Annotated in this window: 18 protein-coding genes; 12 read left to right on the plus strand and 6 right to left on the minus strand. The window is 50.2% G+C overall.

Annotated features, from left to right (window positions below; translation table 11 throughout):
• The first annotated feature begins 57 nt into the window (after window positions 1-57).
• The 3 genes from ACYVB1_RS08305 (at window position 58) to ACYVB1_RS08315 (ending at window position 3,938) form a co-directional block, all read left to right on the plus strand.
• Entirely contained in the window at window positions 58-1,248 is a 1,191-nt protein-coding gene (locus ACYVB1_RS08305; protein WP_460922675.1) for a 3-dehydroquinate synthase, read from the plus strand.
• Between the two features lie 73 nt (window positions 1,249-1,321).
• The gene (gene eboE, locus ACYVB1_RS08310; protein ID WP_460922679.1) at window positions 1,322-2,602 is read left to right on the plus strand and encodes a metabolite traffic protein EboE; all 1,281 of its coding nucleotides are present in this window, start codon (window positions 1,322-1,324) and stop codon (window positions 2,600-2,602) included.
• Complete coding sequence (locus tag ACYVB1_RS08315; protein WP_460922682.1) at window positions 2,547-3,938, plus strand: alkaline phosphatase family protein; 1,392 nt, start codon at window positions 2,547-2,549, stop codon at window positions 3,936-3,938. The genes eboE and ACYVB1_RS08315 overlap by 56 nt, the downstream gene beginning before the upstream one ends.
• A gap of 113 nt (window positions 3,939-4,051) precedes the next feature.
• On the opposite strand, the gene ACYVB1_RS08320 is transcribed toward ACYVB1_RS08315, so the two are convergent.
• Genes ACYVB1_RS08320 through ACYVB1_RS08335 form a run of 4 tightly spaced genes read right to left on the minus strand, consistent with a single transcriptional unit; the run spans window position 4,052 to window position 6,267 of the window.
• Window positions 4,052-4,714 carry an SGNH/GDSL hydrolase family protein gene (locus ACYVB1_RS08320; protein ID WP_460922685.1) on the minus strand — a complete coding sequence of 221 codons (663 nt, stop codon included), beginning with the start codon at window positions 4,712-4,714 and terminating at the stop codon, window positions 4,052-4,054.
• Between the two features lie 42 nt (window positions 4,715-4,756).
• The gene (locus ACYVB1_RS08325) at window positions 4,757-5,455 is read right to left on the minus strand and encodes a discoidin domain-containing protein (protein WP_460922688.1); all 699 of its coding nucleotides are present in this window, start codon (window positions 5,453-5,455) and stop codon (window positions 4,757-4,759) included.
• Window positions 5,456-5,476: 21 nt separating this feature from the next.
• Window positions 5,477-5,842 (minus strand): family 43 glycosylhydrolase, encoded by a 366-nt coding sequence (locus ACYVB1_RS08330; protein WP_460922691.1) that lies wholly within the window; start codon window positions 5,840-5,842, stop codon window positions 5,477-5,479.
• Window positions 5,839-6,267: a hypothetical protein gene (locus tag ACYVB1_RS08335; RefSeq protein ID WP_460922694.1), complete on the minus strand. Its 429-nt coding sequence runs from the start codon at window positions 6,265-6,267 to the stop codon at window positions 5,839-5,841. Before ACYVB1_RS08335 ends, ACYVB1_RS08330 begins: the two co-directional genes overlap by 4 nt.
• A gap of 442 nt (window positions 6,268-6,709) precedes the next feature.
• Between ACYVB1_RS08335 and ACYVB1_RS08340 the strand changes: the two genes are divergently transcribed.
• The 9 genes from ACYVB1_RS08340 (at window position 6,710) to ACYVB1_RS08380 (ending at window position 16,637) form a co-directional block, all read left to right on the plus strand.
• Complete coding sequence (locus ACYVB1_RS08340) at window positions 6,710-7,516, plus strand: SDR family oxidoreductase (RefSeq protein ID WP_460922697.1); 807 nt, start codon at window positions 6,710-6,712, stop codon at window positions 7,514-7,516.
• 162 nt (window positions 7,517-7,678) lie between these two features.
• Window positions 7,679-8,116 carry an HYC_CC_PP family protein gene (locus ACYVB1_RS08345; RefSeq protein ID WP_460922699.1) on the plus strand — a complete coding sequence of 146 codons (438 nt, stop codon included), beginning with the start codon at window positions 7,679-7,681 and terminating at the stop codon, window positions 8,114-8,116.
• A gap of 160 nt (window positions 8,117-8,276) precedes the next feature.
• Window positions 8,277-9,563, plus strand: coding sequence for an efflux RND transporter permease subunit (locus tag ACYVB1_RS08350; protein WP_460922702.1), 1,287 nt, complete (start codon window positions 8,277-8,279; stop codon window positions 9,561-9,563).
• A gap of 38 nt (window positions 9,564-9,601) precedes the next feature.
• Window positions 9,602-9,967 (plus strand): four helix bundle protein, encoded by a 366-nt coding sequence (locus ACYVB1_RS08355; RefSeq protein ID WP_460922705.1) that lies wholly within the window; start codon window positions 9,602-9,604, stop codon window positions 9,965-9,967.
• Between the two features lie 40 nt (window positions 9,968-10,007).
• Complete coding sequence (locus ACYVB1_RS08360) at window positions 10,008-11,906, plus strand: efflux RND transporter permease subunit (protein ID WP_460922708.1); 1,899 nt, start codon at window positions 10,008-10,010, stop codon at window positions 11,904-11,906.
• Window positions 11,907-11,931: 25 nt separating this feature from the next.
• Window positions 11,932-13,197: a TolC family protein gene (locus ACYVB1_RS08365; protein WP_460922711.1), complete on the plus strand. Its 1,266-nt coding sequence runs from the start codon at window positions 11,932-11,934 to the stop codon at window positions 13,195-13,197.
• Window positions 13,198-13,284: 87 nt separating this feature from the next.
• Window positions 13,285-14,601, plus strand: coding sequence for an efflux RND transporter periplasmic adaptor subunit (locus ACYVB1_RS08370; protein WP_460922714.1), 1,317 nt, complete (start codon window positions 13,285-13,287; stop codon window positions 14,599-14,601).
• Window positions 14,602-14,677: 76 nt separating this feature from the next.
• Window positions 14,678-15,871, plus strand: a complete 1,194-nt coding sequence (locus ACYVB1_RS08375; RefSeq protein ID WP_460922717.1) for an efflux RND transporter periplasmic adaptor subunit — start codon at window positions 14,678-14,680, stop codon at window positions 15,869-15,871.
• Window positions 15,872-16,013: 142 nt separating this feature from the next.
• On the plus strand, window positions 16,014-16,637 hold the full coding sequence (locus tag ACYVB1_RS08380) for a DUF3347 domain-containing protein (RefSeq protein WP_460922720.1): 624 nt from the start codon (window positions 16,014-16,016) through the stop codon (window positions 16,635-16,637).
• Window positions 16,638-16,714: 77 nt separating this feature from the next.
• On the opposite strand, the gene ACYVB1_RS08385 is transcribed toward ACYVB1_RS08380, so the two are convergent.
• Together ACYVB1_RS08385 and ACYVB1_RS08390 are read right to left on the minus strand one after the other, a co-directional pair.
• On the minus strand, window positions 16,715-18,520 hold the full coding sequence (locus tag ACYVB1_RS08385; protein WP_460922723.1) for a glycoside hydrolase family 9 protein: 1,806 nt from the start codon (window positions 18,518-18,520) through the stop codon (window positions 16,715-16,717).
• A 371-nt stretch (window positions 18,521-18,891) separates the two neighbouring features.
• The gene (locus ACYVB1_RS08390; RefSeq protein WP_460922726.1) at window positions 18,892-20,241 is read right to left on the minus strand and encodes a vanadium-dependent haloperoxidase; all 1,350 of its coding nucleotides are present in this window, start codon (window positions 20,239-20,241) and stop codon (window positions 18,892-18,894) included.
• Window position 20,242 lies beyond the last annotated feature (1 nt).

Raw genomic sequence — 20,242 nt, forward strand, 5'->3', positions numbered from 1 at the left:
AACAGAATTCTTAATTTGCTATGCAAAGCGTAGAATTCCACAACCCCAAAAAATCAGATGCTTCAAAAAGATATGAGGGCCATTGAGCAGTCGTTTTCGGTGCAGTTCAGGTATGGTGTTTACTTTACCAAGGACCTTTTTAACCCTGAAAACAATTTGTTTTCTGATGTGCTGCAGCAGGACAATGGCACGGCCCCACGCAAAGTGTTTTTTGTGATAGACAGTGGCGTGGCAGCCGCTCACCCTAATTTAACAGAACAGATCAAGCAGTACGCTTTCCGCTATAAGGAGGTCATGAAACTGCTGGCTGAACCCATGTTGATTACGGGCGGCGAGGAAGTAAAAAACAGCACGCAACTGCTGCAGAAGCTGTTGGAGGCTGTGAACGACTATGGCATCGACCGCCACTCCTACTTTGTTGCCATTGGGGGCGGCGCCGTGCTGGACATGGCTGGTTTTGCCGCGGCCATTGCACACAGAGGCATCCGGCACATCCGCATCCCTACTACCGTTTTGTCGCAGGATGATTCTGCCGTGGGTGTAAAGAACAGCTTCAACTTCTTCAATAAAAAGAATTTCCTGGGCACCTTCGCCCCGCCTTTTGCCGTCATCAACGATAGCGATTTCCTGCTCACCCTGAACGACCGCGACTGGCGCTCCGGCATTTCGGAAGCCATAAAAGTGGCACTTATCAAGGACGAGGCCTTTTACAGGGAAATCAAAAAAGATGCAGCCAAACTGGCTCAGCGCGATATGCCAGCCATGCAGCGGCTAATCCACCGCTGTGCTGAGATGCATGTGGAGCATATTGGTGGAGCAGATCCCTTTGAAACCGGCTCATCCCGCCCCCTCGACTTTGGACATTGGGCCGCCCATAAGCTGGAGCAACTTACCAACTACGACCTGCGCCACGGTGAGGCAGTAGCCATTGGCATCGCTCTGGATACCACCTACTCGATGCTGAAAGGCATGCTGACGCCGGAAGAGCACGAAGATGTGCTGACACTGCTCCAGGATTTGGGTTTTGAGCTGTATGTTCCTCAGTTATCGCAGCAGGAGACTAATTCCGAGCAACTCAGCGTAATTAAAGGACTCCAGGAATTCAGAGAGCACCTGGGTGGTAAACTGACTATCATGCTGCTGAACAAAATCGGTGAGGGTGTGGAAGTACACCACATGGACGAACCGCTCTTGCTACAGGCCGTAGAACTATTAAAAAAGCGCCACCACCCTCAGCCTGCTGCATAAGCAACGGTATTCTGTAAAAAGCAGCACTGTGGTGTTTGAAGGCTGCTGTTTTCTTACTTAATTTTTGCAAAACATGTATCTGAACACAGGGCATCACCTTACTTACTGCACCAACATCCACCCCGGCGAAACGTGGGAAGATGTTTTTCAACAGCTTCAAACTTACCTTCCGCCACTCAAAAATAAACTCTCCCCCGACCATCCTTTCGGTATTGGGTTGCGCCTCTCCAACCAGGCCAGCGAGCAGCTTTTGGAGGGCGAGCAACTACAGGAGTTTAAGCAGTGGCTGCAGGAGCAGGGTTTGTATGTGTTCACAATGAACGGCTTTCCATACGGTGGCTTTCATAACCAATCCGTGAAAGACGATGTCCACAAGCCAGACTGGACAACGGACGAGCGGCTGAATTATACCGTCCGCCTGGCGCACATTCTGGCGGCACTCCTGCCTGATGGCATGGAAGGCGGCATATCTACCTCCCCCCTCTCTTACAAGCCCTGGTACCTGGAGGCAGATAACTCTAAAGTAAAGTCTGTTTTCAGTAACGCAACAGACAACCTGGTTTCGCTTGTCAAGGACTTAATTCAACTAAAGCAGGAAACAGGCAAAACCATACATATTGATATAGAACCGGAACCGGACGGGCTGCTGGAAAACAGCAAAGAGGTTATCAACTATTACCACGACTGGCTCCTTCCTGCCGGCGAGAAGGCCCTGCAGGAGTCGCATGGGCTAACAAAGGAGGAAGCCCAAAAAACCGTTTTAGAGCACATACAGGTTTGCTACGATGTATGCCACTTTGCATTGGCCTACGAAAAACCTGCGGAGGCTTTTGCCAAACTGACACATGCCGGCATCAAAATCGGGAAAGTACAGCTTAGCGCTGCCCTTAAAACGCATTTGCCTAAGGATGTGGAGACACGCGGTGAACTGGCTGAGGCTTTTGCCTGCTTTGCCGAATCCACATACCTGCACCAGGTGGTGGAGCGGGGGGATGGCGGCGAGATGTGCCAGTACCCTGACCTGACATTCGCGCTGCAGCATATCCGCAAACCGAATGCCGTAGAGTGGCGCATGCATTTTCACGTTCCACTCTTCACGCAATCCTACAGTGGCCTTGAGTCGACACAGCAGGACATAGTGGACGTGCTGGCGCTCCTGCAGCAGAAACAGCTAACGTCCCACCTCGAGGTTGAAACCTACACCTGGGACGTGCTACCGGAAGACATGAAAAAAGACCTTTCAGAATCTATTCAGCGGGAGTTGGAATGGGTTCTGACAAACATAAACCGTACTGAAAATGCAGAAAACAGTAGTGCTGGACGTAGTAGGCCTCACGAAATCACTCCTCGGTAAGAACACTCCTTTCCTGGCAAAATGGGCAGCAGATGCGCAGCAAAAAACGGTGCGCCCGGTGTTTCCGGCAGTTACCTGTACTGCCCATGCCACCTACCTTACCGGAAAGTGGCCGGAAGAGCATGGCATTGTGGCCAATGGCTGGTATTTCCGGGATGAGGACGAGGTCAAGCTGTGGCGCCAGTCGAATAAGCTGATCAAGGCATCTAAGATATGGGAAGTTGCGCGCGCAAAAGACCCAAACTTTACGGTGGCTAACATGGGCTGGTGGTACAACATGAACACTACCGCCGACTATACCCTCACCCCCCGCCCCCAATACCTGGCCGACGGCCGTAAACTACCAGACTGCTATACTCAGCCTGCCGATTTACGGGACACGCTGCAGGCGCAACTGGGCACATTCCCTCTTTTCAATTACTGGGGCCCCAAAACATCCATCAAATCGAGCAGGTGGATAGCAGAGGCAAGCAAGATAACAGATAACCTGTACAACCCTACGCTCACGCTCATTTACCTGCCGCACTTAGATTATAACCTGCAGCGCCTCGGCCCCAGCGATCCACGCGTAGCCAAAGACCTGCAGGAGATAGACGCCGTGGTAGGCGACCTGATCCAGTTTTACGAGGCAAAGGGGGCGCAGGTAATTGTGCTGTCGGAGTATGGTATTTCGGACGTGAACCGCCCGGTGCACCTGAACCGTGTGCTGCGGGAGCATGGGTATATTGCCGTGCGCAATGAACGTGGCACCGAACTGCTGGACACGGCCATGAGCAGGGCTTTTGCCGTAGCCGATCACCAGGTAGCGCATGTTTATGTAGAGAACTCCTCTGAAGTTGCCACAGTGCAAAAGCTACTGCAACAGGTACCTGGTGTGCAGGAGGTACTGGCGGGGGCTGAACGTGACAAGTATAAACTGGCGCACGAGCGTTGCGGCGAACTGGTAGTAGTGGCTGATAAGGATTCCTGGTTTACCTATTATTTCTGGCTTGACGACAAAAAGGCCCCTGACTATGCCCGCATGGTAGACATTCATAAAAAACCCGGCTTCGACCCGGTAGAGATGTTTGCTGATCCGAAAATCAAATTCCTGATTCCCAAAGTGGCGGGCAAGGTACTGAAGAAAAAGCTGGGTTTCCGGATGGTGATGGATATTATTCCGTTGGATGCTACCTTAATCAAAGGTTCGCACGGTCGCATCCCGGAAGACAAAAGCGAGTGGCCGGTGCTGCTGACAAAAAGTAAGCAAGCCTTGCCACAGGACATACAAGCCGTAGATGTATTTAATATCATCCTGTCGCATCTGCAGGTACCGAAGCAGGAAACGGCAGTATAGACCGAGTAACACTATGATGTGCAAGCAGAAGGGGCAGCTGGTTTAGCTGCCCCTTCTGCTTGTATAGGTGGTGGGGAAAGTCTGCCTTTGCTAATGCTCAAGGGCCTTCACTTTCATTTCGCCAGGTGTGGTTCTAGCGCCTTCTTCCAGATCTGGTATCCCTTCTTATTCATGTGCAGGTTGTCATTTAGAAAGATGTCCTGCATTGGCCTGCCGTTCCTGTCCAGCATCAGGGAATATACATCCACGTACTTTGCCTTGGGCTGCGTTTTCAGGTACTGTTGAATCAGCCTGTTTGACTCCTGCATGACGGGGAGATACTGGATCCGGGATGGGCTGGGTTTAATCGAGATAAACACGATAGGCACCTGCGGCATCTCCTGGCGTATACCTTCGAAAACATCCTTAAACCGCGCCAGCACCTCTGGGGCCTGCACGGTGTCAGAGGGAATGTCATTCTCGCCGGAGTATATCACAATCTGCTTCGGTTGGTACGGAAGCACAATATCATTCAGGTAATATTTCAGATCCAGCAGGTTAGAACCGCCAAATCCACGGTTAATGACAGCCCGCTTAGGGAACATCTCCTGCAAGCTGTCCCACATCCGGATAGACGAACTTCCAACAAAAAGAATCGCATTTTCAGGCGGCATCTGCACACTGTCCTGCTGTTTATAGTGCTGAATTTCGTCCCAGAAAGGAGGAGTATTTTCCTGTGCCTTTACACTAAACTGCCACAGTAGTCCTAAAATCAATAGCGCAATTTTCTTCATCATGTATTTATTTTGCTTCTGGCATGTGGCATTTTTTACTTTTGCTTACTCAACCTTCACGACTTTCGTTCTTTCTGACACACCATTCTCGTTGAAAGCCTCCACAGAAAAATAGTAAGCCGGGTCAACTGACAGGCTTTTCAGGTTCAGAGAATTGTCATCGTACACCATCCAGGAACTGTATAGTTTATCCGGTGCTATACCCCACAGCACCTGGTACCCCTGTGCAGTTGGCTGCCTGTCCCAGGTAAGTACGGCATCCCGGCGATCCTGTGGACGTTTTACTTTCAGGCCCTTCACACGTGAGGGTGCCTTACCCTGCCCAAGGCCGAATACACGCAACCCGGAGATAGCCAGATTTGTAGTAGGCGCGTGTAAGTTCTGATAACGGATGTAACGCACTGTCTGTGGAGAGGCAATCTCAACATAATCGTTAGGCACATCCTTATAATTATCTTTTCTGTCTACCAGGGTCTGCCAGTTCTTTCCGTCCATAGAACCCTCTATCACATACCGGTGGTACAGCCCCGGCACTTTGCCGTAGAGGTCGGATTTGTAGTCGTGGTAATTTACCTGAACAGCATACACTTTCCCCGGCTTCAGAAGGTCAACCTGCACCCACTGCTGATCATTGTTTTCCGCCGCCACCCAAAAAGATTTGATACTTTCATCTACCATGTTCCCGGGGCTAAACCCCTCCAGCGTAGAAGAAGCTGTAACAGGTTTCTTGTAAGACAGCAGCATCCATCCGGCAAATTCCCCATTTTACCCGGAACAGCTGGTGCATAATGAGGATAATCCCCGAAGTACGTATTCGAATCCATCGCCATACACGTTGAACTCTGTGCCTGGGGCAGCATACTGCAGGTAATACTTCCCGTTGTGCTTAGTCAGCCACGGCCCTTCCATATAGCCAGCCAGCACCGTGTCAGAATGGTTTTCTCCAAAGCGTTCCCAGCCGTGCTTCTTTCCATCCAGTTTAAAGAGTTCTACTGTTTCTTCGGAAGGCTTAAACCGGTTCTTCCTATCCAGTTTCTTTACCCGAATGGGGTAGGTGTTGGAGGAACCCCAGAACATATAAGCCTGCCCTTCATCGTCAATAAACAGGTCCGGATCCTGCAGGTCGTTCAAAATCGCCGGTGTCGCTTTCCAGTCTCCTTTTTTGGACTGTCGGTGTATAGAACGTTCATAGAGCCGGACGGATTGCCGGCCACATAGAGCACAGAGTCTTTATAGTTGTGTGCTGCCGGCGCATTAGAGCCTTCAAAATACCACTTCTCCGGGCTGATGAACGTCCAGTTCTGCAAATCAGTCGAGTACCAGTAGCCCATGGATCGGGTCACAAACATGTAATACTCATTCCTGAATTCAACCACAGCAGGATCGGCACCCGAGCGGTACGAAATATCCCTGTGGGCATCATACACCGCATAGGTATAGTCAATATTGAGCGGGTTGCAGTAAGTGCTCATGTGAGTGTCCTGTGTCCGGGCAGCCGAAATGCAGCAGGCAACAGCGAACCAGAACAGCAACGTTTTAGAAAAGACCAGAATCATTGACTTTTTAGTTATGCCCATCAATGTAACAGGGATACAAACAGGTATTTGATACATGAAGCCACATATGACCGATGTAAAGGATTACCTAATATCAGGAATTTTAAATACAAATACACATCATTCACTTCCCACACAACAGAAAAAGATGACTACAACGGCTTTACAAACTCAATATTCCAACCACTTGCTTTACCTGCTGTAACTATGTTATAGAAGTAAATCCTCTAAGCATCTCCCCTGCCATCAAAGCATCTCAGACGTTAAAGCTTTCACCTGTTCCCCTCGCAAGCCTGCCACAACCGCTACTCAAGTGGTACAACCGCTACTCAAGTGGTACAACCTCTTCCGCAAATACTGGTATACTCATATGAATCAAAAGCCAGGGGAAGATAAAGTGCTTTGATTGGCTATGTATCAAAAGAATAATAAGCATTATACTATGGAAAACAAACGACTGGAAGGCAAGGTGGCCCTTGTTACCGGCTCTAGTTCTGGAATCGGAGAAGGCATAGCATTGGCAATGGGACAGGCCGGGGCCAAGGTAGTTATCAACTACAACTCGAATGAGGAATCAGCGCAGGAGTTAAAGGGTAAGATAGAAAGAGCTGGCAGCAAGGCTGTGGTGGTGCAGGCGGATGTTGCCAATCCTGATGACGTGGAAAAGCTAATGAAGGCTGCAATTGATAACTTTGGTACGCTGGATATTCTGGTAAGCAACGCTGGGATACAGCGCGACGATAACTTCCTGGACATGTCGTTAGAGGATTGGAACAAGGTTATCAGCACCAACCTGACCGGTAATTTCCTATGCGCACAGGCAGCGGCTAAAGAGTTTGTGAAACGCAAGGTGAAGCCGGAGGAGAAACACGCCGCGGGCCATATCATCTTTATCAGCTCAGTGCATGATATCATTCCCTGGGCAGGCCATGTGAATTATGCGACAGCTAAAGGCGGTGTACAGATGCTGATGAAAACGCTGGCACAGGAACTGGCCAGTCACAAAATCAGGGTAAATGGCATTTCTCCGGGAGCCATCAAAACCGCTATAAACGAGGATGTGTGGAGCACCGAACAGGGACGCAAAGATATGCTCTCGCTGATACCCTATGGCCGCATTGGGGAGCCCGAAGATATTGCGAAAGTGGCTGTGTGGCTGGCAACGGACGAGGCAGACTATATTACAGGCACCACTATTTACGTGGACGGTGGTATGACGCTCTACCCGGCCTTCAGCGACAAAGGCTAAACTGTGTAGTGCTGGTAACAGAACTTTTCACGCCTTCTGTTGTTATACCATCAGCCACAAAGGCTTATGAAGCAGGTAAAAAGATTTTTGTAAAACTTTACCGGAATTGTGTAACATATCTTTACGCTTCTATATTACCTTTGTACAACCTGTAACAAAAACATGAAACTGTACCGCCAAATTATTTTGCTTACCCTTACACTGTTGGTGCTCGTCTCCTCGACGGGTATGGCTGTGGGTATGCATATATGTGGCGGTGAGTTGCGTGATGTGACCTTGTTTGGTGCCGCAGCAGATTGCCCGATGGAGCAAAAGCAGCAGAAAGAACTGCCGCCATGCCATTCCCCTCTGGAGAAAAAAGCAGATAACAAGACCTGCTGCGAGGATCATAAAGTAATTGTAGAGCGTACAGATGCCACTTCGGAGCATGATACGGTTACGCTCAACAAAGCCCTCGACATTAAATTTATAGCCGCCGTACAAGCCGTTGTCCTACAGCTGTTTGCCCCTGAGGCCGCTATTCAACCGACTTACGCCCGTTACGCGTCTCCCCCACTCGCCCGCGACATTCCTGTGCTGGTGCAGTCTTTCCTTCTATAACCCTTACAGTTTAGGTACTGCTATGGCAGGCTGAACACAGGTGTGTCTGTACACATCCTGTAGCCGCTCTTGTGCATGTATTCCTGCATGCGCACCTCTTGCATCTGCCGCTCCTCTGCGGCACATTATACTTCCTGTATAGGCTTAGAACATCATTTCCATGATTGAGAAATTAATTTCTTTTTCGCTCCGCAACCGCTTTGTCGTGCTGTTGCTATCGGCTTTCCTGTTTGGTTGGGGCGTGTATTCAGTACAAACAAATAAAATAGATGCCATTCCTGACTTGTCAGAGAACCAGGTCATCGTTTTTACCGAGTGGATGGGCCGCAGCCCGCAAATTATAGAGGACCAGGTAACCTACCCGTTGGTGACGAACCTGCAGGGCCTGCCTGATGTGAAGTATGTGCGCGGCACCTCCATGTTCGGCATGAGCTTCATCTACATCATTTTCGAGGATGACACCGATGTCTACTGGGCCCGCTCAAGGGTGCTGGAGCGCCTGAACTCTGTCGGCAATATACTGCCAGAGGGAGCCACACCAACGCTGGGCCCTGACGGAACGGGTGTAGGCCATATACTATGGTATACCCTCGATGCCCCCGGCATGGACCTGGGAGAGCAACGGGCTATACAGGACTGGTATGTGAAGTTTGCCTTGCAAAATGTGGATGGGGTGAGCGAGGTGGCCTCCTTCGGAGGTTTCCAGAAGCAGTACCAGGTAACAGTAGACCCGAACAAGCTCACCTACTATAACCTCACCGTTCCGCAGGTCATACAGGCGGTGCGGGCCAACAACAACGAGGCTGGTGGCCGCAAATTCGAGCGGTCTGATATCGGCTACATCATCAAAACCACCGGCTACCTCAAGTCTGCAGAAGAGATTGAGAACATCGCCGTCACCACCAATAACACGATTCCTGTTCGGGTGCGGGATGTGGCAACGGTACAGATGACGGGCGAGAGCCGCCTCGGCATCTTCGACCTGAATGGCGAAGGAGAGGCTGTGGGTGGCATCGTGGTGATGCGCTACGGGGAGAATGCAGAGGAGGTGATTGAGAATGTGAAGGAGAAAATGGCCGAGGTATCCAAAGGCTTACCGGAGGGTGTGGATTTCAACATTGTCTACGACCGCAGCGGCCTGATAAATGAAAGCATCGCCTCTGTCCGGAACACGCTTATAGAAGAAATGATTGTGGCCTCTATTGTGGTGTTTCTCTTTCTCTTCCACTGGCGCAGTGCGCTTATCATCATGATTCAGTTGCCGCTTTCCATTGCCATCGGCTTTATCCTGCTCAACGCTTTCGGCATCTCCTCCAACATCATGTCCCTCACCGGTATTGCGCTCTCTATAGGTGTGATTGTGGATGATGCCATTGTAATGGTGGAGAACTCCTACAGGCATCTGGCAGCCGCAGCACAGGGGAAGAAGTGGATGGAAGAGGAGTAGCCAATTTTGAATAACTGAATTTTGAATAACTGAATAAGATGGACCTGGACAGGAAAGAATTTATAGAGCAGTTTCAGAAACGTACCAAACGGTTAGCGATAGATGTGATTCGTTTCTCTAAAACGCTTCCCAAAACGGAAGAAGCTCTCATTATGAAGCGACAGCTGCTAAGATCAGCCACTTCAGTTGCCGCTAATTACAGAGCCGCCTGCCGCGCCAGATCATCTGCAGAGTTTTATTCAAAAATCAGTATTGTCATTGAAGAGGCTGATGAGACACTGTTCTGGCTTGAGCTATTAGAAGAATCAGAAACAACTACAAAGGAGGCGGTGAAACACTTAATGAAAGAATCAACTGAAATAGTATCGGTAATGGCACGGGCCAGGAAGAATACGACGAAATAACATTCAGTTATTCAAAATTCAATTATTCAAAATTGGAAAAATGATCTTAGATAAAGAAACAAGGCTCCGAATTATAGAAAAAGCCTCCAAGCAGGTTGGGCCCAGCGTGTTCTGGAGTACTGTGATTGTGATTACCTCCTTCCTGCCGGTGTTCTTGCTGACGGGCCAGGAAGGGAAGCTCTTTAGCCCCCTGGCCTGGACGAAGACGTTCATCCTCATTGTAGATGCCATCGTGGCGATTACGCTGACGCCTGTGCTTATCTCCTTTTTCCTGAAAGGCAAATTAAAGGAGGATAATACCAACCCGATTAACCGGGGTATGGAGCGGGTGTATGGGCCGGTGCTGAAATGGTGCCTGAAATGGCGCAAAACTACTATTGGCATCAACATCCTGGCGCTGCTGGTATCAATCCCGATGCTGCTAAGCCTTGGTACCGAATTTATGCCCCCGCTGAATGAAGGTTCTATCCTCTTTATGCCTGTTACGCTGCCCGATGTCTCTAACGCCGAAGCAAAGCGCATTTTGCAGGTGCAGGACAAGATTATTAAGTCGGTGCCGGAGGTTGACCAGGTACTGGGGAAAGCAGGTCGTGCCAACACAGCAACCGATAACTCCCCTATCAGCATGATCGAAACCATTATCATGCTAAAACCACAGTCGGAATGGCGCGAGGGTATCACAAAAAAGGATATTGTGCAGGAACTGGACGAGAAGCTGCAGATTCCGGGCGTGGTAAACGGCTGGACCCAGCCTATCATCAACCGCATCAACATGCTGGCCACGGGTATCCGGACCGATGTGGGTGTGAAGGTGTATGGCCAGAACCTGGACTCTGTTTACGTAGTGTCTGAAAGGGTGAAGTCGGCACTGGAGGCAGTACCGGGCGTGAAAGACCTGTACGTGGAGCCGATTACCGGCGGCAAGTACATGGAAATTGACATCAACAGAGAGGCTTTAGGACGCTACGGCCTGACGGTGGATGATGTGAACATGACCATAGAGTCAGCGCTGGGCGGAGCCAGTATCGGCAACACCATCGAAGGCCGCGAACGCTTTTCTATTAATGTCAGGCTGGCGCAGGAGTACCGTAACAGCATAGAGCGCATTCAGCGCATCCCGCTGCAGACAGGTGCTGCCGGCACTATTCCTTTGTCGTCGGTGGCAAACATTCGGTTTACAGATGGCCCGCCGATGATAAACTCTGAGAATGCGCAGCTGCGTGGAGCCGTGCTTTTCAATGTCCGCGACCGGGACGTGGGCAGCACCGTGGAAGAGGCCATGGAAAAGATTAACGCAGAGGTGGAAAATATACCAGAGGGATACTACCTTGAGTGGAGCGGCCAGTGGGAAAACCAGGTACGGGCCACGCAGACACTTCAGATCATCATCCCTTTAGTGCTGGTCATCATCTTCCTGATTCTGTATATTTCTTTTAAGTCTTTGAAAGAGGCCCTGCTCAACCTGATAACCATTCCTTTTGCCCTGGTAGGCGGCGTGTTCATTGTGTACTTCTATGGTGTAAACCTTTCCGTTGCCGTGGCCGTGGGCTTCATCGCACTTTTTGGTCTGGCCATCGAAACAGCCATGGTGATGGTGGTATACCTGAACGAGGCAATGAAAGAGTTGGTGGATGTAAAAGGCAACTCTGCAGCTACCATCACCAAACAGGACATTCGCGATTATGTATTTATGGGAGCAGCCAAGCGCCTTCGCCCTAAGATCATGACGGTGTCGGTTGCCCTGTTTGGTCTGATTCCGGTGTTATGGGCCACAGGTGTTGGTACCGACGTGATGCTCCCCATTGTGCTGCCAATGATTGGCGGTGTGTTTACCTCCTCTATTCACATTCTGCTGGTAACACCGGTGGTATTTGAGATGACAAAAGAGTACGAATTAAAGAAACACGGAAAACTGGAGATATACGATGTTAAGCATTAAGAGACATAATTGGAGAAGCCCTTCTTTGAAGAAAGCAGGGGGCTATTTTAAAGTTGCTCTTGCTGGTCTGTTCCTGCTGCTCGGAAGCAACCCTTCCGCCGCCCAGCAACAGCCCCTGTCATTAGACAACATGCTGCAGACGATACGCCGCGACAACCCCATGCTGCAGCAGTATGATTACCGGGCGCAGGCCATGGACGCCTACGCAGAAGGTGCTACAGGCTGGATGGCTCCTATGGTGGGCGCAGGTATGTTTATGACGCCCTACCCGGGCCAGGATGTGGAGCGCGATGAGCGCGAAGGTTCCTATATGCTTTCTGCTGAGCAGGAAATTCCGAACCCTGCCAAGCAGCGTGCCCGGCAGGAGTACATGAACTCCAGAGCTGCCATTGAGCAAGCCAATGCCGATGCTGTATACAACCAGCTCAAGGCACAGGCCAAAGCTACTTATTATAGCTGGGTAGTGCTGGAGAAGAAACTGGATGTACTGCAGGACAGTGAGCGCATCATGGAGTTCATGCTGAAGCTTGCCCGCGTGCGCTACCCGTATAGCCAGGGCAGATTAGGCAGTATCTACAAAGCAGAGGCGCGCCTGCACGAGGTAGAGAACATGCAGCTGATGACGCGAAACGAGATTGTCCAGAAGAACGTGCAGCTCAACATCCTCATGAACCTGCCCGAGGACCAGACCTTCCGCATCGACACGGTTACCAGCATACCTGAACCGGTAGCACTGGCAGTAGACACCACTTACCTTAACGACAACCGCAGTGACATCCGCCGGATAGACAGAACCATTCAGTCGATGCGGCTGAACGTGGAGCAGGAACGGCTGGAGCGCAAGCCTGATTTTCGGGTGAGTTTTAACCACATGACGCCCCGCAACACCATGATGCCCAGCATGTACACGGCGATGGGTATGGTGACGATTCCCATCGCTCCCTGGTCGTCTAAAATGTACAAAGCCAACACAAAGGCCATGAACCTGGAGATTGAGGCCATGCAGCGGGAACGGGCAGCCATAGTAAACGAGGCACAGGGAATGGTGCGCTCCATGGCTTTAGAACTGAATGCCAAGCGTGAGCAGGTAGAGAACTATAACACCAAAATCATACCTGCACTTAAAAAGAACTACGATGTGACCATGATCGCCTACGAAGAAAACAACGCGCAGCTACCCGAGGTGATTGACGCCTGGGAAGCCCTGAACATGGCCCAGATGGAGTACCTGAACAACCTGCAGGAGCTCTACCTGCTGGCTGTGGACTATGAGCGGGAGATAGAGAAATGAATTTTGAATAATTGAATAACTGACTTCTGAATAGGAAAACATGATTATTCAATCATTCAAAATTCAGTTATTCAAAATTAAAACAATATGAAAAGATACCTGAACATACTCTTCCTGCTGCTGTTCTTCGCTGTCAGCGCCTGCTCTGAAAAAGAGCATGAGCACGCGGAGGGAACGACCTATACCTGCCCCATGCACCCGCAAATTGTGCAGAACGAGCCTGGCACCTGCCCTATCTGCCATATGGACCTGGTGCCCCAGTCGGTAACAGGTGGTGAGGCAGTCGTCATAACAGACGACCTATCTTTTTTATTACAGCCAACAAACGAAACAATCATTTCGGATGTGGCGACTATTACGCCGGAGCAGAAGGCAGTAGAAGCGTTCGTGCAGATGGAGGGCATTATCACCTACGACGAGCGCCGGGTGTATTCTATCCCTGCACGCGTAGGTGGCCGCATCGAAAACCTGTACGTGAAGTACAACTTCCAGCCGATAAGCAAGGGGCAGAAACTGATGGAAATCTATAGCCCCGATCTGATTACTGCTCAGAAAGAGCTGCTCTACCTGGTGAATAGTGCTCCCGAAGATAAGGCTTTGATAGCGTCAGCCAGGCAGCGGCTACAGCTGTTAGGTGCTACTGATGCGCAAATCAACCGCCTGATTCGCACCGGCGAGGCTAGCTACACCTTTGCCATCCACAGCCCCTACGACGGCTACGTGATAGGTTTGAACACAACGGCACCATCCGCAGTACCTGGCACCGCGAGCATCAGGTCGTCTGCCGGTGCAGGCGGAGGCATGAACGGCATGAGTGGTAGTACTGCAGGCGCCGGCACTAACACTCCGGGCAGCATGCCAGCTGCCGGGCAGGAGATACAACTGCGCAAGGGCATGTATGTAAGCGCAGGACAGCTCCTTTTCCGAGTGGTAAACCCAAACCAGCTTTGGGCCGAGTTCAATATACCCGCCGGAGAGATAAGCGCCATTGCCAAAGGTGCTCCTGTACAAATCACTTTTCCGCAATTACCAGGCGAAAAACTGGAGGCCCAGGTAGATTTCCTGCAGCCATATTACGAAGCTGGTGAGAATTTTGCAAAAGTAAGGGTATACCTGCCGGGAGAGCAAAACCTGGCCCGTGTAGGACAATTGGTGTCGGCCGAAGCTTCGTACACCACTGCCCCTGCTCTATGGGTACCGCGTACGGCGGTGCTGGATATTGGAACAAGGTCTGTCGCTTTTAAACAGGAAAACGGAGTCTATAAACCTGTGGCCGTTAGGGTAGGAACCACAGAGGGAATCCGAGTACAAGTAGTAGAAGGGTTGGAGCAGAACGACAGAATTGCCGCTAATGCCCAATTCCTGGTAGACAGTGAAAGCTTTGTGAAAGTAAATTTTGAATAATTGAATAACTGACTTCTGAATAGGAAAACATGATTATTCAATCATTCAAAGTTCAGTTATTCAAAATTAAAACAATATGAAAAGATACCTGAACATACTCTTCCTGCTGCTGCTCGTCGCTGTCAGCGCCTGTTCTGAAAAAGAGCACGCACATGCGGAGGGGACGACCTATACCTGCCCCATGCACCCGCAGGTTGTGCAGAATGAGCCCAGCATTTGCCCCATCTGCCACATGGACCTGGTGCCTGTGTCGCAGTCCGGGAAAGACAGTGGGGAATTGATGCTGAGCGAGAACCAGATAACGCTTGGCAATATTAAAACGAGACGCATCAAATATGCCGATGTGTCCAGCAACTCCATCTTAACGGGTCGTCTCGTACTAGATGAAACGCAGACCGATGTGATAAGCAGCAGGGTGACAGGCCGCATTGAACGCTTATTCATCAAAGAAACAGGATTACAAGTGCAAAAAGGCCAGCCTTTGTACGAAATATACTCTGAAGAGCTCCTGACACTACAACGGGAATACCTCCTTGCCTATAGGCAAAACCAGGAACTTGGCGCTGAGAATCCTCGTTTCGTCTCTATTCTGGAATCAGCCAGAAAAAAGCTCCTGTTGTTTGGCCTGACAGAAGCACAAATCAGGAACCTGGGCAGAAACGAGAATTTAGATGCACGTGTTACCTTTGTGGCACCATCGTCGGGCGTGGTAACAGATATAGCCGCAGCAGAGGGGCAGTATGTTACAGAAGGAGCAGTGCTGTACAGGCTGGGGAAGCTGAATAAAATCTGGGTAGAGGCTGAACTGTATCCACAGGAGGTAGCCAATGTGCAGATTGGTGACGTGGTGCAGGTAGCCGTGGAAGGCTTTGCAGCAGAACCAGTACCTGCTCGGGTAACCTTCATCAGCCCCGAACTGAGGCAAGGCAGCCAGGTGACAGTGCTTCGCGCGGAGCTGCCTAATGCAGATGACCAGTACCTGCCCGGTATGCAGGTACGTGTGGTGCTCCCCGGTAAAAATGGATCTACACTGGCAGTACCTACCGATGCTGTGATCCGCGACGAAAGTGGCAGCCATGTATGGGTACAAACGGGCAAAAATACTTTTCAGGCCCGCATGGTCACGCTGGGGGAGGAAAGCGCAGAAAATGTGGCCATCTTGAACGGATTGAAAGAAAACGAAAAAGTTGTTACCTCCGGCGCGTATTTACTTTATAGCGAGTTTGTGCTGAAGAAAGGCGCAAATCCCATGGCAGGGCATAACCATTAATTTTGAATGACTGAATTTTGAGTAAAGAATAAGAGGAGTCCCTTTAAATTTGACAGCGACATGCTACTGGGTTGCTCAATGTTCAGATGTTCCTTAACTATTGAATGAATAAAATCTAATAACTCTATTATAACTAACAATCATGAAAAAGACATTTTTCGCAGCAGCCGTTGTAGCTGCCTTCACTTTCTCGGCCTGTTCTGAGAACACAACCGAAACAACAGAAACCGCAGCAGTAGAAAACACAGAAGCGGCACAAACCGGCGCTGTACAGACATCCAATGTAGTAGTAGAAACTCCTGATTACAGCAATGTAGCCGAGTCAATGAAAACGCAGATTTCGCAGCTGGTAAGCCAGTACATGATCATGAAAGATGCCTTAGTAGCTTCTGATGCCAGTGCTGCCAAGGCATCTGCCAACGAAGTACTGGAAATTGCCAAAGCGATGCCAGTGGCGACATTGACTGGTGACGAAAAAGCCTATGCAGAGGAAAAGAGAGAAGAGGTAGTGAGCAGCGCGACTAAAATTGCCGAAGCAAATGACCTGGAGGCTCAGCGTGAGAATTTTGAGCTTTTATCAGAGTCTGTGTTCTCAATGGCCAAAGCTTTTGATGCTGCCGACCAAACCTTATACTACCAGCACTGCCCAATGGCCATGAACAACCAGGGCGCTTACTGGCTTAGCTCGAACGAAGAAATCCGCAACCCTTACTTCGGCGAGCAAATGCTGAAATGTGGAAGTACAGAAGAAGTATACGCAAACTAACACAACAGCGTACACGCTAAAAGAAAGAGGCCTCACCCCTTGACAGGGTGAGGCCTCTTTCTTTTAGCGGTGCTGCCTTATAGCGCGGCCCTGTCCTGGAGTGCCTCTATGGCACCTGCCAGATACACAAAAGGTGCGTTCCAATTGATGGCTATTTCATTGGAGGCGTACGAGCAGTCATCGTCTGTAAACATCTCATCCGCAAAAGTAGACTGATATGTCGTACACTTGTCCTGCTTGTCTGCTCTTGCGTTTGTGCCGCCTGATAACAAACCTGGAACAGGCTCTTCAATGCCATCCGCAACAGATGGGCGGTGGTGAGGCTTCATTACTGATTTCTCACCAAAGCCTGTAAGAAAAGAGTATCCGGTGGCATTGCGGCCTAAGAGGTAATCGAGGTTAGAGATGGCGGCATACAGGTATTTCTTGTCATCTGTCAGCTGGTAGGCCTGGATTAGGGCTATGCCCTGGTTTGCTGCTACAGAGCTGCTGCCCCAGATATAATCCGCCTCGGTTTTACCCATCACGGTTCTGTAAGTGCGTGAATTTGCGCCATCCATCAATTCATCTGCAAAAGAGATGAGGCGCTTCTTTATCTCCGGCAGGTCTTTCTTCGCAACAGGAGTTAACTCATTACCAAAGCGGTTCAGGGTGTAGTAGCCTAGCAAACGCACCTGTGGCCATGATGGCAAAGGCATCTTGTTATCAGGAAGCATGTTTACTGCCTTATAGTAGGAGTCCTGTTTGGTGGTGGCATATAATTCTGCAGCAGCCCATATAAATTCGTCGCTGTAATCCTTATCGCCATAGGCACCTGTCGTAATCTCCGGCTGGAATTGCTTGTTCATGGCATTCTGGTCATAATCCATGTCAGGGTTCTTCTGTGCCCAACTCCACGCCTTTACTGCGGCTACCAGGGCAGAATCCGCCAATCCGGGAAGTTCATTTTCGTAGCCCCGGAAAACACGGCTTGCCTGTGCCATCACAGCGGCAAAATCCAGGGTAGCTGCCGTTCCTTTCTGCACTACATAACGCGGATTGGTTGCCTCGGCAGGCATCACCATGCCGTCGAAGTTCGGGTTTGTGAGCTTGTTATAAACGCCACCATCTTGTGGGTCCTGCATGGCCATCATCCAGCGGAGGTTCCAAAGCGCTTCATCCAGAATATCAGGCACACTGTTGCCGCTTTCCGGGATGTTTAACTCCAGGTTTTTGTAAAACTCAGGAAAGTCTTCATAGGCAGAAAAAAGCGTACCCATACTGATGCCGGAGTTTACAATATACTTGTTATAGTCACCGGCATCGTACCAACCCCGTGGGGCAGAAATCGTTGACCCGGCAGGACGCTGCGCCGAAGCAGCAGAAGGGTGGATCAGCACCTCATTGTCCGGGTGGCCAGCTGCGCGGGCCCACTTGCCTGCATATTGCTCTGGCAGATCCGTAGACATACGCTGGTAATAGAACCCTTTAACTGAGGCAGCTGCAGCATCTTTGTGCACATCTTTTCCTATCTCGAACGCATAAGAGCGTCCAAGGCCAGGTATTACCAGCACAAAGCTTCCAGACTCTCTGAAGTCAGAGAAATCCGCCACACGGGTCGGCCTGTTAGAGAACTCTCCGGCTTTGGTGGCTGACAACTGGCCGGTATAAACTGTTTCCTGAAGGTCAGCGGTTTTAACATGGAATTCTCCGTCCGGCAACTCGCCTACCACCACAGCCATTTTAGGTGCATTCGGGTAAAAGCCCACCTGGTTCAGGCGTATGCTGTCCGTTACTTGCTGCTGCACTTCTGCTGTGCCTGCTTCCTGCTGCGAGCCGGCGCAGGAAAACAGGAAAGCAGCAGACACGCCACATATAACTTTTGTAAAAATTGATAATCTCATAGGTTATTTCTTTGATGAGTAATTGCTTAATCTTACACTGCTAAGGTAAGCATAGTGCCCCGGTATGGAGGGTACAGAATGTTTCAAATATGTACCTGAGGTGTTAAGTGCTGCATTTGCTGCAGAAAACAAGGCCAGGAAGAAGACTATTAGGGGAGAAACAACATATTGCTGTTTTCCCAGGCCATGCATCACCTATCGGTTGCTGTTGTTGATATTGTAACCGGATGTTGGGAGGACTAGCAGACTGGAAAAGGATGCCTCACAGCAGGTAGCATTTGGACAAAGATGCCCGGGATGAGCAGCAGAAAAGAAATGCTTACCCCTTTATCTGAGACAACAGTGGCAATGGCTGCACACTTCCGCAAGCGCTACTTCTGTACAATAGCGCCTTTTTCGGCAGCGGGCGCTTTACCGGTTTTGCGAAGCACCCACTCTCCTACCTGAAGCCCCTGGGTACGGCCGTTATCGATGGCGTCCATAAAATGAATACCACCGTAAAAGCGGGAGATACCGGCTTCGATGGCTGCCTGCTGGAAAGATTCAAATTCACGCGCCGGTAAGCCGTAGCGCACTTCCACCGTATCGGCATACTTAAAACTGTCGCCAAAATAATGCGTCAGCACGACTGCCGAAGCAGAGGAGATTGTAGAATGGCCGCTCAGGTATTCGGGGAAAGGAGGTGTCTGCAGGAAAGGCTTCCAGGAAGTGACCATGTACTTGCGGATGGCGGTTTCAGGGCGAATACGGTTGCTTCTGAATTTCTCGTCCCAGCAAGAGATGAAGCCATCCATCAGGGCAACAGATACCATAGTGTTTATCTCCATGGCTTCAGAGAAGCTCTTGTTTGCCTGCTGGCAGGCAATGCCGGTAATACCCAGCCAGTGTGCACCGGGAGATATCTTTTTCATGCCCACCATCAGGTGCCCGTTGTCCTGCAAGGCAAAAGGATTACAATCCCAGAAAGCGGCAATCGCTTTCTCATCTTCTGTCAGGTTATCTGCTCCCTTCTGCTGGCACTGCTGCAGCATCGTATAAAACTCAGAGCTCTTGTCTTTTGAAAAAGCAACCGGCGGCACAGGCTGGAACTGCGCACAGGTATCAAGGGTGAAGGAGCGCACCGTGTTGAAATAAGGCTCTACAGGAGCAAAAAAGCCCGGCGGCGTCGGATGCCAGGTACCTTCTACCTCTGATGGAGTATAACGGGCATAATTGCTGATACGGTTATACTTATCAGCTTTGGCATAGGCCAGTATGTCTTTGCTGACTGCCTCTGCATAGGCAAGCGAGTTTGCAACGATAGCCTCCGAAACACCCGCATGACGCAAAGAATCAAGAAACTGCTGCTCATAAGCATCTAACAACGCGCCGGAGGGCTGCATTTTTTTAGCCGTTTCCATTATGGCTAACAGTGCGCTTAGCTCAGGGGAGTAACCAGTGAGTCCGGCAGGCTTCTCTATCTTCGGGTATTCATTCAGAAAGCCGTACATGCTCTGGCGGCTGCTGTCGTTCTGGGCCATCACCTCATAGCCGGCCAGCGTGGCATAAGAAAAAAAGCGTGCCGCCAAGGGTGGATTGGTGACATCGTTCACCATGATGTCTGTCATTTCGGCTATCACTTCGCTAATGTGCTGGCTCTTAAATGCAGGCAGGGACTCCTCCCGCTCTTTACAGCCAAACATGAGCATCAGTACAAAAACGAAAGACAGTAAGTTTCTCATG

It is taken from the genome of Pontibacter brevis (assembly GCF_054779655.1).